The organism is Actinoplanes sp. NPDC026623 (genome assembly GCF_040638275.1).
GTDB lineage: Bacteria > Actinomycetota > Actinomycetes > Mycobacteriales > Micromonosporaceae > Actinoplanes.
Genome location: NZ_JBEZXZ010000032.1, coordinates 1 through 13,864, shown reverse-complemented (window position 1 = coordinate 13,864; position 13,864 = coordinate 1). Strand labels below are relative to the sequence as shown.

The window sequence follows — 13,864 nt, the reverse complement described above, 5'->3', positions numbered from 1 at the left end:
AGGGACCTGGGCCTCTTCGGCCCGGACTCGGTCACCTGGAAGGTGCACAGCGAGCCCATCGTGACCATGGGCGGCCTCCGGTCCCTCTACCTGCAGGCGCTGCACCCCCGCGCGGTGGCCGCGGTCGCCCAGAACTCGGACTACCGCGCCGACCCCTGGGGCCGCCTGAACAGAACCTCCGAGTACGTCGGCACCGTCCTCTACGGCACCACCGCCGAGGTCGAGGCGGCCGCGAGCCGAGTCCGGCGGCTGCACTCCCGGATGTCGGCGACGGACCCGCGTACGGGTGAGAGGTTCCGCGTCGACGAGCCCGACCTGCTGCGCTGGGTGCACGTCGCCGAGGTGGAGTCGTTCCTGTCGACGGCTCGTCGCGCGGGTCTGCGGCTGACCGACGACGAGGTCGACGGCTACTACACGGAGCAGTTGCGCTCGGCGGAACTCGTCGGCCTGGACCCCTCGACCGTCCCGGGTACGGCGGCCGAGATCGCGGCCTACTACGAACGGATGCGCCCCGAGCTGGGCATCAGCCGGGAGGCCGCCGAGACGGCCCTGTTCCTGACCGTGCCGCCGGTGCCGAGCGCCTGGGGCGGCCGGGCGTTGCGGCTGGGCCTCACCCTGGGCCCGACCCGCTGGGCCTATTTCGGCATCGCCGGCACCGCCGTCGCCATGCTGCCCGCCTGGGCCCGCCGGATGTACGGCGGCCTGGGCTGGCCGGCCACGGACATGTCGGCGGACCTCTCGGTCCGGGGGCTGCGCCTGCTCATGGGCGCGATCCTGGCCACGGTGCCGCAGCGATACCGCGTCGCACCCCTGCGCCGCGCCGCACTGGAACGGGCCGGCCTAGCCTGACGCGCGCTCGAGGTGCTCGACGGCGGTCCACGGGTCCTTGCCCTGCACCTGCTGCCCGGCCGGGCAGGTGCGCCGGAAGTCGCACCAGCCGCAGAGCGTGCCGGGGTTCGTGGGGAACTCCGCGTCGGGATCTCCGCCGCCCGCCACCGCCTTCTCCGCCGCGATGATGTCCCGCGCGGTGTCCTCAGCCCGGGCCACCTGCCGGGCCAGCGACTCCTCGGTGTGCTCGTGCGCGGCGACCGTGCCGGTCGGCAGGTGGTGCAGCTCGACCCGGTGGCACGGGCGGCGGAACACCCGCTGGGCCGCGTAGGCGTAGAGGGCCAGCGCCTGCGAGCCGCGGGCGTCGTCCGCGTCGAGGCCGGAGCGGCCGGTCTTGTAGTCGACGATGACCGCCTCGGGGCCCTGCTCCCCGGCCCGCGAGTCGATGCGGTCGGCCCGGCCGTTGAAGGCCAGCAGCGCCGTCTTGGTCGCCACCGTCCGCTCGACGCCCAGCGGCTCGTCCTCCGGGTCGAGGCCGGCCACGTAGGTCTCGAGCCAGCCGAGGGCCTTGCGGTAGGTCACCCGCTCCTGATCGACGTCGCGGTAGCCCTCGCGCACCCAGGTCGCCTTGAGCAGCGTGGGCAGGGACTCCGGAACCCGGCGCTCGACCGGCACCGAATACCAGTTTTTCAGGGCCGTGTGCACGCTCGCGCCGAGCGAGTTGTGCGCCCACGGCGGGCCCTTCTGCGGGGACGGCCGATCCACGTAGGTGTAGCGGTATCGGCGCGGGCAGTCGGCATAGGCGCCGAGCTTGCTCGGCGTGCAGACGAAGAGGCGCTCGGGCATGCCGGCGAAACCCAACTGCTCGGGCACCGCGGCCGATCGGGGGGAAGTCCTGGGCACGCCGTAATCCTGCCAGCACCCTCCGACAAGAATCAGGGCGCCGTGGTGTAAAGCTCCACGAAGGCCGCCACCGAGTCGGCGATCAGCTGCACCGCGATGGCGGCCAGCAGCAGGCCGGCGATGCGGGTCAGCACCTCGATGCCGCTCGGGCGCAGCAGCTTGACGATGCCGCCGGAGAAGCGCAGCACCAGCCAGACCGTGAACATGACCGCGAAGATGGCGAGGCCGATGACCGTGTAGTCGCCCATCCCGTCGGCGCGCTGCACGAAGAGCATCGTCGCCACGATCGCGCCCGGCCCCGCCAGCAGCGGCGTGCCCAGCGGCACCAGCGCCACGTTTGTCGTCCCGGTCTGCTCCGACGGCTCGTCGGTCTTTCCGGTCAGCAGTTGCAGCGCGACCAGGACCAGCAGCAGGCCGCCGGCGCCCTGCAACGCGGGCAGCTGGACGTGCAGGTAGTCGAGCAGCGTCTGGCCCGCCACCGCGAAGACCACGATGACGCCGAGCGCCAGCAGCACCGCCTGGGTGCCCGCGCGGGTCCGCTCCTTGGCGGGCAGCGTCCCGGTCAGCGCCAGGAAGACGGGCACCATGCCGGGCGGATCGACGATCACCAGAAGGGTCACGAAGGCCTCGCCGAACAGCTTGAGGTTCACGCGATCAACTTAGGGCGCATCGGGGTGCGCCGTGATCGACTGCGTCGATCGTCACCCCAGCACGGGGACTCCGGTCGCGGCGGCGGCGATCCTCGCGTACGCGTCGGGCGCGGTGCCGAACGCACCCAGCTGGACCGTCTTGTGGCTGCCGTGGAAGTCGGAGGAGCCGGTGGCGACCAGGCCCAGCTCGTCGGCGAGCCCGCGGACGTGCGCCCGCTGCTCGACGCTGTGGTCCTCGTGGTCGGCCTCGAGTCCGAAGAGGCCCGCCGCCGCCAGCTCCACGATCAGCTTGTCGGGGACGATGCTGCCCCGGACGGTCGCGTTCGGATGGGCGAAGACCGCGACCCCGCCGGCGGCCCGGATGGCCTGGACGGCCTCGAAAACATCAAGATCCGCCTTCGGTACGAAGTAACGGAAGCCCAGCCAGCGCGAGGCGAACGCCTCGTCGGTGGTGCGGACGAGCCCGGCCCGGATCAGCGCCTGCGCGATGTGCGGCCGCCCCACCGAGCCGCCGGCCGCGTAGTCACGCACCTCCGGCCAGGAGATGCGGACGCCGTCGGCGCGCAGCAGCTCGACGATCCGCTCCGCGCGCTGCTCCCGGTCGGTGCGCAGCCGGGCCAGGTCGGCGGCGAGGCTCGGCTCCTCCGGATCGAACAGGTACGCGAGCATGTGCAGCGGGATCGTCGGCTCCACTCCGTACCAGCGGCAGGAGAGCTCGGCGCCGCGTACCAGAGTCAGGCCCGGCGGCCGCGCCGCCGCGGCCTGCGCCCACCCGCCGGTGGTGTCGTGGTCGGTGATGGCCATCACGTCGAGGCCCGCCTCGAAGCCCGCACGGACCAGCTCGGCCGGGGTCAGTGTGCCGTCACTCGCGGTCGAATGGCAGTGCAGGTCGATTCTGGTCACTCGAAAACGCTACCGGGTGAACGCACCCGGCACGCCGCGGACGTCAGGCGTCGTCGCCCGCGTCACCGTCCTTGCCCAGCCGGGCCTCGACGGCCTGCGGTTCATACATCTCCTCGACGACGCGCAGATACAGCTCGTTCGGGTTCGGCAGGTACTTGACCTCGCGCAGCGCCTGGTCCTGACCGGCCGACTCCAGCACGAACGTGCCGTAGCTCAGCATGCGCCCGAGCGCGGACTGCTCGTATTTCATGTCGGTGACCCGCAGCAGGGGCATCATGGCCACCTTTCGGGTGACGATGCCGTTGACGACCATGACCCGCTTGTTGGTCAGGATGAAGCGGTCGAAATACCAGTCGCCGATCCGCCAGGCGACCCAGCCCATGACGCCCAGCCAGACCAGCACGGCCACGGTGACCAGGCCGTCTACGTTCTGCCGGGTGAGGAAGCCCGCGAGGTAGCCGAGCAGCAGAGTCGCGCCGATGCCGATCAGCAGCGGGGTCGACAGGCTGACCCAGTGACGTTTCCACTCGCCGCGGTAGCGCTCGGTCGGGAAGAGGTAGCGCGAGACCAGAGTGGTCGGCTCGTCCTCCAGCGGCAGCACCCGGCGCGGTCCACCGGGGACACCCGATCCGTCGCCGCCGAGGCCCTTGAGCTCCTCTTCGGTGAAGACGGGAGCCTCATACTCGCCCGGATCGCGATATTCGTCGTCGTCGCGCGGGTCGGTGCCGTAACCGGCGTAGCCCGCGCTGGGCGAGTAGCCCGCGTCGGGCGAATAACCGGCGTCGGGCGAGTAGCTCGCCTCGGCTGAGTAGCCGGGGCCGGGCGTGGCCGTACCCTGCGCATACTCAGGATCTTCGGCACGGAACACCGGATCGTCGTAGCCGAAGTTCTCGTCGTCGTCCCGAGGGCGGCGCGCACCCTCATCATCAGGTTGCCGCGGCTCGCCAGGACCCATCAGGTGATGTTAAGCGACGAGGTTGGTGAAGAACGTTCCGAAACCGCGGGCAATGTCGCCGATCGTGCTACCCAGCGACTCGAACACGGCAGCGGCCGAGTTGGGGTTGAACGCAATGAAGAAGATCAAGAATGCGATGCCAAGCCAGGTGAGAACCTTCTTGATCATGGCGGGCCTTCTCCTCCGTTGCGGGTGACGGTCATCGCCGCGGCAATACTCACGGTATCAGTTTCGTGGCTCAGTGTGAACAATGTGGCCGTAAAGCCGACACTGATCCCCGCAGATCGGACCAATCACATCAGGCCCGGCCGTGCAGGTAGGGTGACGGCGCTCCGTACACGAGCTCGGACGGCAACCCGTCGGACAGGTCGTGCAGGACGACATGCTCGGCGAGGAAGTAGCCCGCGCTTGCGGGCCACGCTACCGCATAGAGCCACATTCCTTTCGCCTCACTCACATAGGCGCTTCGATCTTCCGGGGACTTGACACACCACAGTGGAGTGGGGTGCCCGCCGACCCGGATCTTGGCGTGCGGGCCGGAGTGTCCACCCGGGTCCGGGCCGCCGATCGCCTCGGCGACGAGGTAACCGGGATCGATGCCGACGATGCCCGCGAAGCGGGTGCCCAGCCCGACGCCGGGACGCTCCGCGATCAGCACCAGGTCGGCCGGGCCGCCACCGAGCGGCTCCGGGCCGCTGCACGACAGCGCGGTCGCCCGCACGCCGTCGCGGTCGTCGCCGGCCCAGCCGACCCCGGTGACCATCCAGCCCGGCGGCAGCGGCCATGGGCACCAGAGCGGCATGTGTTCGACGGTGGGCGCGGACCGCCGCAGCACGCTCTCGATGATGTCGGGGCCGATGTGCTCGGCGACGTGAAACGGGGAGATCTCGCCACAGTTGTCGCAGCGCCAGTCGCTGTGCATCAGATCCGGCGGCCGGACCTGCGCAGCACAACGGGGACAACTCACCGTGACGCCCACCCTCTAACGGTGCGGGTCCGCAGGGGCGGCGTCAAGCGAATCGGCAGAACCCGGGCGCTTCGCGCAGCCCGCTCACCAGGCGAAATGATCACCAGCGAGGCGCGCGGCTCAGTCGGGCGGCGGGCCCGCGTGGGCGCGTACCCAGGCATGCATGGCTATGCCGCTGGCCACCCCGGCGTTGATCGACCGCGTAGATCCGTACTGGGAGATCGAGAAGACCGCGCCGCACGCCGCACGCGCGGCCTCGGACAGCCCGGGCCCCTCCTGCCCGAATATCAGGACACAGTCGCGCGGCAGGGTCGCCGTCTCCATGGGCCGCGACCCCGGGAGGTTGTCGATGCCGACGATCGAGAGGCCCGCGGCCTGCGCCCAGGCGGTGAACTCCTCGATCGTCGGGTGGTAGCGCACGTGCTGGTACCGGTCGGTGACCATCGCGCCGCGCCGGTTCCAGCGCCTGCGCCCGACGATGTGCACCTCGGCGGCCAGGAACGCGTTGGCGTTGCGGACCACGGTGCCGATGTTGAAGTCGTGCTGCCAGTTCTCGATGGCGACGTGGAAGCCGTGCCGGCGCTGATCGAGATCGGCGACCACCGCCTCGTGCCGCCAGTAGCGGTAGCGGTCGACGACGTTGCGCCGGTCTCCCCGCGCCAGCAGCTCGGGGTCGTAGTGCTCGCCCTCGGGCCACTCGCCCGGCCAGGGACCGACACCGACCTCGGACTCGTCCATCGCGACAGGGTTTTCGAGCACCATGGTCCAGGAGGCTAACCAGGGGTACCGGAGCCACACCTGGGGGGAGACGCAATGAGCGGCGGGGCCCTCCCCGGCGCCCGCCGCCCACGCTCTGTTGCGGGTAAGTTTGCCTTACCCTCCGTATCGATGTGAAGAGATTTCAAGAGTGACCCAGGTCACATTTAACTTTGTTGCCAATTACCTTCGATGCCGACATGTCGCTATCGGGCCAAACCAGGGAAGCGCGAGACCGCCCAGGCGGGCCACACCTGTTGCAAATTGGACGCCACACGCCGCTTAACGATTGAGAGCGCTCTCCCTACTTTGCGTTACGATGGGTTGCCCAAAGGTCAACTCCCCGGAACGGAAAAGGTGCCGCAGGCCACGTGTCACCCGGCCCGGACCCGGGAATCATCCAGACGGACGATGGGTTTGCACCGCACGTAGGCCTCTTTTTCCGTGGCCTTCTTCCCTGGACGGAGAGATCATGGCGACAGTTGCGCTGACCACAGAGAACTTCGACGAGGTGACCGGCAAGGGCGGCATCGTCCTGGTCGACTTCTGGGCCAGCTGGTGCGGCCCCTGTGTCCGCTTCGCGCCCACCTACGAGCGGTCCTCGGAGAAGCACACCGAGATCACCTTCGGCAAGGTCGACACCGAGGCCCAGCAGGAGCTGGCCGCCAAGTTCCAGATCAGCTCGATCCCGACGATCATGGCGGTGCGCGACGGCGTCATCGTCTTCTCGCAGCCCGGCGCCCTCCCCGAGTCGGCGCTCGAGTCCCTGATCGACCAGGTCGAGAAGCTGGACATGGACGACGTGCGCGAGAAGCTCGCCGCGAAGTAGCCACCGACACCCGGATCGCCGGCGCCGCGGACCGATCAAGGTCCGCGGCGCTCTCTTTTGGTGCGTCTTCCGGTACTGGGTGGACAGTCGATCGAACGTGTGTTCGAATCTTCGGCATGCGATGGTCACACCTGTCGGGCGCCACCGACGACGACTCGCTCCCGAACGCAGCGCCGGCGGCCCCACCCCTGCCGCTGGCGCTGCCCGGAGCGACCGTCCGCACGTTCGAAACGCCGGGCTTCGCGGGCATGACGTTCTACGAGATCCGCGCCAAGTCCCTGATCAACCGGGTGCCCGGCGCGTCCCGGCTGCCGTTCCAGTGGACGATCAACCCCTATCGGGGCTGCTCGCACGCCTGTTCCTACTGCCTGAGCGGCGACACCCCGATCCTGCTGGCCGACGGCTCGACCCGCCCGCTCTCGCAGCTGCGGACCGGCGACGCGGTGCTCGGCACGATGGGTGCCGGGCCGCACCGGCGCTACGTGCCGACCACGGTGCTCGACCACTGGACCACGTCGAGGCCCGCCTACCGGGTCACCCTGGCGGACGGCACCCGGCTGGTGGCGAGCGGCGAGCACCGCTTCCTCACCGACCGCGGCTGGCGGCACGTCAGCCCCGCCGAGCCCGGGCTGCCGGCCCTCGCGGTCGGCGACCGGATGTCCGGCGTGGGCCGCTTCGCCGACGCCCCGAAGGAGTCACCCGACTACCGCACGGGCTATCTGTGCGGTTTGGTCCGCGGCGACGCGGGTGCCCCCGCCGGATCCCGCGAGGGCGACGCCTGGATCCGCGCGGACGGCTACCTCGAGGACATCCCGATGCACGTGGCGCTCCGCTGGCCGGAGGCGCCGACCGGCGGCTGGCACCGCGGCTTCCTGGCCGGCGCGTTCGGCTCGACCGGCCACGCCGACCGCCTGGCCATCGTCTTCACCAGCCGCGACCCCGGCTTCCTCGACCGCATCACGGACGCGCTGACCCATCTGGGCCTGCCGAGCCGCCGGCCACCGCACGCCCAGCTGGGCGGGGTCCACTCGGTCGAGATCGCCCGCGACCTGTGGGCGGCGCTCCGCTTCCGCCACCTGACCGGGGTCGGCGACGCGCCCCTGGACGCCTCGGGCGTCGGCGTCCGCGGCGAGGCACAGCTGACCGTCGCCGACATCGAGGACCTCGGCCTGACCCTCCCGCTCTACGACATCGCGACCGGGACGGGCGACTTCGTCGCCGACGGCGTGGTGAGCCACAACTGCTTCGCCCGCAACACCCACACCTATCTGGACCTGGACGCCGGCCACGACTTCGACTCCAAGGTGATCGTCAAGGTCAACGCGGGCGAGCTCATCCGCCGGGAGCTCGCCGCGCCGAGGTGGCGGGGTGACTCGATCGCGATCGGCACCAACGTCGACGCCTACCAGCGCGCGGAGGGCCGTTACCGGCTCATGCCGCAGATCCTGACGGCGCTGCGCGACTTCGCCAATCCGTTCTCGATCCTGACCAAGGGCACGCTGCTCCTGCGGGACGTCGACCTGCTGAGGCAGGCGGCGTCGGTGACGCGGGTGAGCCTGTCGATGTCGATCGGCTTCGTCGACGAGCGGATGTGGCGTGCGGTGGAGCCGGGCACGCCGAGCCCGCGACGGCGGCTGGACGCGATCAGCCGGCTGACGGACGCCGGCTTCTCCATCGGCGTCCTGATGGCTCCGATCCTCCCGGGCCTGACCGACACCGACGAGTCCATCGAGGAGACCGTGGCGGCCATCGCGGCGGCGGGCGCGACGAGCGTGACGCCCCTGGCTCTGCACCTGCGCCCCGGCGCCCGGGAGTGGTATGCGGCCTGGCTGACCCGGGAGCACCCCGAGCTTGCGGCCCAATACCGGGAGCTGTATCGGGGCGGCTCCTACCTGCCGCAGACGTTCCAGAACGAGATCGGCGCGCGGGTCCGGATGGCGGCCCGGCGTCACCGGCTCCACCGGCCGCCGGGCGGCGAGGCACGCGCGATGGGTGTCGACGGTGCCCCGGCGGCTGACCACCCGGGCACCGGCACCACCGGCGGCGCGCCGGAGCGCACCGCGGGCCGCGGGGCCGAGCCCCGGCAGCTGACCCTGCTCTAGAGACGCCGGGCCGACCGCCCCTGGATCGGCCCGGCGGCGGTCGCCTGTCCCGCTCACCCGGCCGACCGGGACAGATCCGCCGGGAGCCGCGGGCCGAGGTGCCCGATCAGCGCCGGCAGGTCGGCGCGGCACACGGCGGGATTGCGGCGCTGACGAGGCCCGGGGCCACGACGACGACATCGACCGGGCGGTCGCGGCGTGGATAGAGTCGACGGCATGAGGAGCGCACAGCAGATCCTGGCCGAGGCGAACGTCATCGCCGTCGTCGGAGCCTCGCGGGACCCGGCCAAGCCGGCGCACAGCGTGCCGCTGCAGATGCTCCGGCACGGATGGAAGATCATCCCGGTCAACCCGTTCGTTGACGAGGTCTTCGGGATCAAGGCCGTGCCCACCCTGGCCGATCTGCCCGAGGCCGTGGATCTCGTCGACATCTTCCGGCCCGCCGACGACGCGGTGGAGATCGTCCGGCAGGCGGTCGACATCGGTGCGCCCGCCGTGTGGCTGCAGACCGGCATCGTGTCCGCCGAGGCTCGCCGGATAGCCACCGAGGCCGGGATCGACTACGTCGAGGATCGCTGCCTCGCCGTCGAGCGGGCGATCGGAAGCCTCAGCAGGCTCGCCTGATCGGCGGTCGAACGGCCGACACATGTGGCCGAGACGACCAGACACGCGCATCGGGGCCCCGATCCTTCCCGTCGGCTAGTACCGTGCCGGGGTGAACGAGGAGGACCTGAAATGACTTATCCGCCCGCCGGGGGCACGCCAGACCCGTATCAGCCTCAGCAGCCCTTCGGGCAGCAGCCGGGCTATGACCCCACTTCGCCGTACTCGCAGGACCCGTATGCGGCCCCGGCCAGCGGCGCTCCCACGAGCGGACAGCCCTTCGGCCAGCCGCCGGCCTACGGCGCTCCCGCCAGCGGCCAGCCCTACGGCCAGCCGCCGCCGTACGGTCAGCCCGGCTACGGCCAGCCCTATGCGCAGCAGCCCTACATGGGTGCGGCGCCCACCAACACGATGGCCATCCTGAGCCTGGTGTTCGCCTTCGTGTTCGCGCCCGCCGCGATCGTCATGGGCCACGTCGCCAGGAAGCAGATACGCCAGACCGGCGAGTCCGGCTCGGGTCTGGCAACCGCCGGCCTCTGGCTTGGCTACATCATCACCATCAGCTACGCGTTGTTCTGCGCGATCATCGTCATCGCCTCGATCGCGTCGAGCGGCAACACGACGTACTGACCGGCATCGGGAGCCCGATGGACGTTCGCGTCCATCGGGCTGGCCGGCTCAGCGGAACTCGGCCTCGCGGACGCTGTTGCCGCCGTCGACCACCAGCATCTGGCCGGTGATGTAGGACGCCGCGGGCGAGCACAGGAAGGCGATCGCCGCCGCCACCTCGTCGGGGGTGCCGGGCCGGCCGATCGGCGTTCCCAGGCCCTGCTTGATCTCCGTTACCGTCGAGGCGGCCGTGTAGATCGTGCCCGGCGCCACGCAGTTGACGTTGATGCCGTCGGCGACGAGTTCCATCGCCAGCGCCCGGGTCAGGCCGACCACGCCCGACTTCGCCGCGGCGTACGCGGCCTCGGTCGGCAGGGCGTTGATCGGGCCGGCCGTCGCCGCGAGGTTGACGATGCGGCCCCAGCCCTGCTCGGACATGCCACCCACGAAGGCGCGGCTGCACAGGAACGCCGTGCTCAGGTTGCGGTCGATCTCCGCGCGCCACTCGTCATAGGTGAGCTGCGCGACCGGGCGGAGCACCTCGGGGCTCGTGCGGCTGGCCAGACCCGCGTTGTTGACCAGCACCTGCACGTCCCCGAGCTGGTCCACGATCGCGTCGGCGAGCGCGCCGACCTCGGCCTCGTCAGTGAGATCGGCCACAAAGCCGGTCACACCCAGCTCCGACGCCCGGTCGTGGATGCGCCGCGTCGTCGACACGATCGCCACCCGGGCGCCCAGGTCACGCAGCCGGCGTGCGGTCGCGTACCCGATGCCGTCCGGGCTGCCCGCGCCCGTCACCAGGGCAACCTTTCCGTCCAGCCGTAGCGTCACGGGGCCCTCCTCGGTCTCGGCCTCGGGCTCGTCGGTTACGAGCCCGGCCTCGGCGATCTGATCCGGAGCCAGGCCCTGCTCGGACTCGGAACTGGGCGCGGCAGGCCGGGGCCGGCGGCCGGCGGCGGGGCGGGTGGCATCCCGCCGTGACCGGCTGCCGGTGGCGGAACGGGCGTCGAAGACCATGCGGCGATCCTGCCCGCTCCCGCGTGCCGGGGCAAACATCCCCGGCCGTGGCGCACGCCAATGGCGCTCGGCGACCGCGGCCCGCGCATAACCGGGCACCCCGCGTACGCGGGACAGCAGGACCGTGACAGGTGCATCTATCCTTGCGCCCGAGACGACGCGCCGGAGGAGGCCGCCATGACCTACCCACCGACGCCCGGGCCGGACGGTTCCTACCCGCCGCCGCCGGACCCGCCGGTGCAGGCCTACCAGCCGCCCCCGGGCTATGAGCAGCAGCCCTACGCCTACGGTCAGCCGGCATACGGCACGCCGGCGCAGCCGCCGGGCTACGGCCCGCCGACCGGCTACGACTACGGCAACCCCGGCAGTCCGTACTCCTACCAGGGCGGGCCGTACCTGGGGCCGCCGCCGACCGAAGGCCTGGCCATCGCGTCGATGGTCGTCTCCTGCGTCGCCGTGCCCGGCCTGTGCATGTGGGGCGTCGGCGGGCTGCTCGGCCTGCTCGGCGCGATCCTCGGCCATGTGGCCAGGCGCCGGATCCGCGCCTCCGGCGCCGGCGGCGACGGCCTGGCCCTGGCCGGGATCATCGTCGGGTGGGTGATGGCCGGCCTCAGCCTGATCGGCGTCACCCTGCTGGCCATCGCCCTGGCGAGCGACTACCAGTCCTAGCCACCCGGCGCCGCCATCGGGACCACCCGGCCCTGCTCGACGAAGGCCAGCGGGGCGGCGGTCCCGTAACGGCGCGGTAGTTCGATGCGGGCCAGGTCCACGTCGGGGGTGCCGATCTCCACCGCTGAGCCGTCGTGGCGGGCCACGACGGTGGAGATGGGCACGCCCTCGGCCTCCCAGGCCGCGAGGTCCGCCACGATCCGGTCATGCAGCGCGGTCAGCTCGGCCAGGCCGTGCCCGGCGTCGCGGACCACGATGCAGGTGTCCTGCGCGCTGAACCGGATGAAGTCGTCGAACGCGGCCGACGGCACCCGGTAGACGGTCGCCCGCACCCGCTGCTGGTCGACCTCCAGCCCGGCATAGCTGGCGGCGTGGTCGGCCCGGCCGCCGGCGTCGATGCGCGCGATGGCCGCCGCGAGCGGCGCGGGCGTCGACGGCAGGGCCCGGCCGCCGACGTTCACGGTCTCGGGGGCGCGCGAGAACTCGCATCCCGCCGTGGTCCAGCCGCCGACCAGGCCGGGCTCCGGAGCCTCGGGCTCGCCGCAGGCGCTCGTCACCAGCACCGCCCCGAGCAGCAGCAGTCGGACCAGGTATCGATCACGGCGCATCTCATCCACCCTCTCTACCGTGCGCGGTGACGGTCCGCCAGGGTTTCAACGACATCAGCAGGCCGCGGGATCCGCGCCGTCGGCGAGCGACGCCATCGCCGAGCGCCGCCGGCCCCGGGCGTCGCCGAGCACCACCACGGCCACCCCGGCGAGCAGCAGTCCCAGCCCCGGCAGCGCCGCGGCCCGGGGCACCTGACCCAGCCAGGCCCAGGCCAGCAGGGCCGCGCCCGGCACCTCCAGCAGGATGAGCACGCTCACCGTCGTGGCCGAGGTCCGGTGCAGCGCGTAGTTGAACATCGAGTGCCCCAGCAACTGCGCGCCGATCACCAGCGCCAGGATCGCCGCCCAGGTCTGCTCGTCGTACCCGTGCAGTTGCACCCCGCCCACCAGGCAGACCACCAGCAGCAGCGCCGCGCAGGTCCCGTAGCAGGTCCAGGTGTAGGTCGTCGTGCTCAGCCGGGTTCGCGCCCGCTCCCCGAAGGCGGTGTACACCGCCGCCGCCATCGCACCCACCAGCGCCAGCAGGTCGGCCAGCACGGCCTGCGGTGACACCCCCACGTCGATGCCGGTGGCCCACGCCGCCCCGGCCACCGCCAGCCCGATTCCCACCCAGCCGGCGGTCGACGGCCGGCGGCCCTGAGCGGCCGCGATCAGCCCCTGCCAGACCGGCTGGGTCGCCACCAGCGCGGTCGCCGTCGCCACCGATCCCAGTTGCACGCTCGGCATCCAGGTGGCGAAGTGCAGCGCCAGCGCCACCCCCGCCAACACCGCGAACAGGCCGGTGCGGCTGCGCAGCGTCACGAGCTCGGATCGGCGAGGGCCGGCGGTGATCGGCGTGAGCGCCGCGAAGGCCAGCCCGTTACGCCAGAACGCCACGGCCAGGGCCGGCGCGGCCGCGAACGCGATCAGCGGCGCCGACGACGACACCGCGAGCACCGCCACCGTCAGCGCCGCCGCGGTGAGCGGTGCGGGCGTTGAACGCATATTCATCCCCCGCCGTCGCTTCTTGCTGTTTCGCATAACAGGTCGTCACGTTTTGTTGAACGGAAAGTGAGGCAGTCGTTACGCTCGCCGCCGATGCATTTTCATCAATCCCTCTGGAGAGTGGTCTTCGATGTCCGCGTACCAAGCGGTCGTGTTCGACTTTTTCGGAACGCTGACCCGCTCCATCCGGAGGGGGCCACAGCACGCCGACATCGCCAGAGCACTCGGCTGCGACCCGGACGCGGTGCTCAGCGTCCTGAACCGCACCTTCCAGGTGCGGGCACGTGGTCACCTCGGCTCCGCCGAGGCCACCCTACGGTGGGTCACCGAGCAGGCCGGCGGCAGCCCGCAGACCGCGCAACTGCAGGCCGCGGTGCCCGCCCGCGTCGACGCCCTGAAGGCCGACACCACGCTGCGCTCCGACGCGGAGAGCGTCCTGCGGGCGATCAAGCGCCGTGGCCTGCGTACCGCGCTGATCAGC

The 13,864-nt window shown here is 71.5% G+C and carries 17 protein-coding genes; 7 read left to right on the top strand and 10 right to left on the bottom strand.

Annotated features, from left to right (window positions below; translation table 11 throughout):
* Positions 1 to 6 precede the first annotated feature (6 nt).
* Positions 7 to 849, top strand: coding sequence for an oxygenase MpaB family protein (locus AB0F10_RS12850; RefSeq protein ID WP_360623268.1), 843 nt, complete (start codon positions 7 to 9; stop codon positions 847 to 849).
* Here AB0F10_RS12850 and AB0F10_RS12845 read toward each other — a convergent pair.
* The 7 genes from AB0F10_RS12845 to AB0F10_RS12815 all read right to left on the bottom strand — a co-directional run bounded on the left by AB0F10_RS12845 (position 841) and on the right by AB0F10_RS12815 (position 5,968).
* A complete protein-coding gene (locus AB0F10_RS12845; protein ID WP_360623266.1) occupies positions 841 to 1,674 on the bottom strand; it encodes a PD-(D/E)XK nuclease family protein in 834 nt (277 codons plus the stop codon). The two genes, AB0F10_RS12850 and AB0F10_RS12845, sit on opposite strands and share 9 nt — an antisense overlap.
* Before the next feature lie 89 nt (positions 1,675 to 1,763).
* Positions 1,764 to 2,381, bottom strand: a complete 618-nt coding sequence (locus AB0F10_RS12840) for a MarC family protein (RefSeq protein ID WP_360623173.1) — start codon at positions 2,379 to 2,381, stop codon at positions 1,764 to 1,766.
* 51 nt (positions 2,382 to 2,432) lie between these two features.
* The gene (locus tag AB0F10_RS12835; RefSeq protein WP_360623171.1) at positions 2,433 to 3,284 is read right to left on the bottom strand and encodes a PHP domain-containing protein; all 852 of its coding nucleotides are present in this window, start codon (positions 3,282 to 3,284) and stop codon (positions 2,433 to 2,435) included.
* A gap of 43 nt (positions 3,285 to 3,327) precedes the next feature.
* Positions 3,328 to 4,239, bottom strand: a complete 912-nt coding sequence (locus AB0F10_RS12830; protein ID WP_360623169.1) for a PH domain-containing protein — start codon at positions 4,237 to 4,239, stop codon at positions 3,328 to 3,330.
* A 9-nt stretch (positions 4,240 to 4,248) separates the two neighbouring features.
* Complete coding sequence (locus AB0F10_RS12825) at positions 4,249 to 4,407, bottom strand: hypothetical protein (protein ID WP_023562582.1); 159 nt, start codon at positions 4,405 to 4,407, stop codon at positions 4,249 to 4,251.
* 130 nt (positions 4,408 to 4,537) lie between these two features.
* Positions 4,538 to 5,206 (bottom strand): DUF6758 family protein, encoded by a 669-nt coding sequence (locus tag AB0F10_RS12820; RefSeq protein WP_360623167.1) that lies wholly within the window; start codon positions 5,204 to 5,206, stop codon positions 4,538 to 4,540.
* A gap of 120 nt (positions 5,207 to 5,326) precedes the next feature.
* Positions 5,327 to 5,968 carry an RNA methyltransferase gene (locus AB0F10_RS12815; protein WP_360623165.1) on the bottom strand — a complete coding sequence of 214 codons (642 nt, stop codon included), beginning with the start codon at positions 5,966 to 5,968 and terminating at the stop codon, positions 5,327 to 5,329.
* A 466-nt stretch (positions 5,969 to 6,434) separates the two neighbouring features.
* Between AB0F10_RS12815 and trxA the strand changes: the two genes are divergently transcribed.
* From trxA to AB0F10_RS12795, 4 genes are all read left to right on the top strand, one after another.
* Positions 6,435 to 6,791: a thioredoxin gene (gene trxA / locus AB0F10_RS12810; RefSeq protein ID WP_360623163.1), complete on the top strand. Its 357-nt coding sequence runs from the start codon at positions 6,435 to 6,437 to the stop codon at positions 6,789 to 6,791.
* Between the two features lie 116 nt (positions 6,792 to 6,907).
* On the top strand, positions 6,908 to 8,893 hold the full coding sequence (locus AB0F10_RS12805) for an intein-containing Rv2578c family radical SAM protein (RefSeq protein WP_360623161.1): 1,986 nt from the start codon (positions 6,908 to 6,910) through the stop codon (positions 8,891 to 8,893).
* A 216-nt stretch (positions 8,894 to 9,109) separates the two neighbouring features.
* The gene (locus AB0F10_RS12800) at positions 9,110 to 9,517 is read left to right on the top strand and encodes a CoA-binding protein (protein ID WP_360623159.1); all 408 of its coding nucleotides are present in this window, start codon (positions 9,110 to 9,112) and stop codon (positions 9,515 to 9,517) included.
* Positions 9,518 to 9,628: 111 nt separating this feature from the next.
* A complete protein-coding gene (locus AB0F10_RS12795) occupies positions 9,629 to 10,126 on the top strand; it encodes a DUF4190 domain-containing protein (protein WP_360623157.1) in 498 nt (165 codons plus the stop codon).
* A gap of 48 nt (positions 10,127 to 10,174) precedes the next feature.
* On the opposite strand, the gene AB0F10_RS12790 is transcribed toward AB0F10_RS12795, so the two are convergent.
* Complete coding sequence (locus AB0F10_RS12790; protein WP_360623155.1) at positions 10,175 to 11,122, bottom strand: SDR family NAD(P)-dependent oxidoreductase; 948 nt, start codon at positions 11,120 to 11,122, stop codon at positions 10,175 to 10,177.
* Between the two features lie 177 nt (positions 11,123 to 11,299).
* Here AB0F10_RS12790 and AB0F10_RS12785 point away from each other — a divergent pair, with 177 nt between their 5' ends.
* Complete coding sequence (locus AB0F10_RS12785) at positions 11,300 to 11,791, top strand: DUF4190 domain-containing protein (protein ID WP_360623153.1); 492 nt, start codon at positions 11,300 to 11,302, stop codon at positions 11,789 to 11,791.
* Here the strand turns inward: AB0F10_RS12785 and AB0F10_RS12780 are convergent.
* Both AB0F10_RS12780 and AB0F10_RS12775 read right to left on the bottom strand, forming a co-directional pair.
* A complete protein-coding gene (locus tag AB0F10_RS12780; RefSeq protein ID WP_360623151.1) occupies positions 11,788 to 12,399 on the bottom strand; it encodes a hypothetical protein in 612 nt (203 codons plus the stop codon). The two genes, AB0F10_RS12785 and AB0F10_RS12780, sit on opposite strands and share 4 nt — an antisense overlap.
* Positions 12,400 to 12,453: 54 nt before the next feature.
* Positions 12,454 to 13,383, bottom strand: coding sequence for a DMT family transporter (locus AB0F10_RS12775; protein ID WP_360623149.1), 930 nt, complete (start codon positions 13,381 to 13,383; stop codon positions 12,454 to 12,456).
* 130 nt (positions 13,384 to 13,513) lie between these two features.
* On the opposite strand from AB0F10_RS12775, the gene AB0F10_RS12770 reads away from it, so the two are divergent.
* Positions 13,514 to 13,864 (top strand): HAD family hydrolase (locus tag AB0F10_RS12770; RefSeq protein WP_360623147.1); only part of this gene is annotated, 351 nt, incomplete at its 3' end.

Bases quoted from the DNA above. Each gene is read 5' to 3' on its own strand.
- AB0F10_RS12780 (WP_360623151.1), bottom strand. From the start codon at position 12,399: ATGCGCCGTGATCGATACCTGGTCCGACTGCTGCTGCTCGGGGCGGTG.
- AB0F10_RS12795 (WP_360623157.1), top strand. From the start codon at position 9,629: ATGACTTATCCGCCCGCCGGGGGCACGCCAGACCCGTATCAGCCTCAG.
- AB0F10_RS12845 (WP_360623266.1), bottom strand. From the start codon at position 1,674: ATGCCCGAGCGCCTCTTCGTCTGCACGCCGAGCAAGCTCGGCGCCTAT.
- AB0F10_RS12805 (WP_360623161.1), top strand. From the start codon at position 6,908: ATGCGATGGTCACACCTGTCGGGCGCCACCGACGACGACTCGCTCCCG.
- AB0F10_RS12830 (WP_360623169.1), bottom strand. From the start codon at position 4,239: ATGGGTCCTGGCGAGCCGCGGCAACCTGATGATGAGGGTGCGCGCCGC.
- AB0F10_RS12815 (WP_360623165.1), bottom strand. From the start codon at position 5,968: ATGGTGCTCGAAAACCCTGTCGCGATGGACGAGTCCGAGGTCGGTGTC.
- AB0F10_RS12785 (WP_360623153.1), top strand. From the start codon at position 11,300: ATGACCTACCCACCGACGCCCGGGCCGGACGGTTCCTACCCGCCGCCG.
- AB0F10_RS12790 (WP_360623155.1), bottom strand. From the start codon at position 11,122: ATGGTCTTCGACGCCCGTTCCGCCACCGGCAGCCGGTCACGGCGGGAT.
- AB0F10_RS12825 (WP_023562582.1), bottom strand. From the start codon at position 4,407: ATGATCAAGAAGGTTCTCACCTGGCTTGGCATCGCATTCTTGATCTTC.
- trxA (WP_360623163.1), top strand. From the start codon at position 6,435: ATGGCGACAGTTGCGCTGACCACAGAGAACTTCGACGAGGTGACCGGC.
- AB0F10_RS12800 (WP_360623159.1), top strand. From the start codon at position 9,110: ATGAGGAGCGCACAGCAGATCCTGGCCGAGGCGAACGTCATCGCCGTC.
- AB0F10_RS12775 (WP_360623149.1), bottom strand. From the start codon at position 13,383: ATGCGTTCAACGCCCGCACCGCTCACCGCGGCGGCGCTGACGGTGGCG.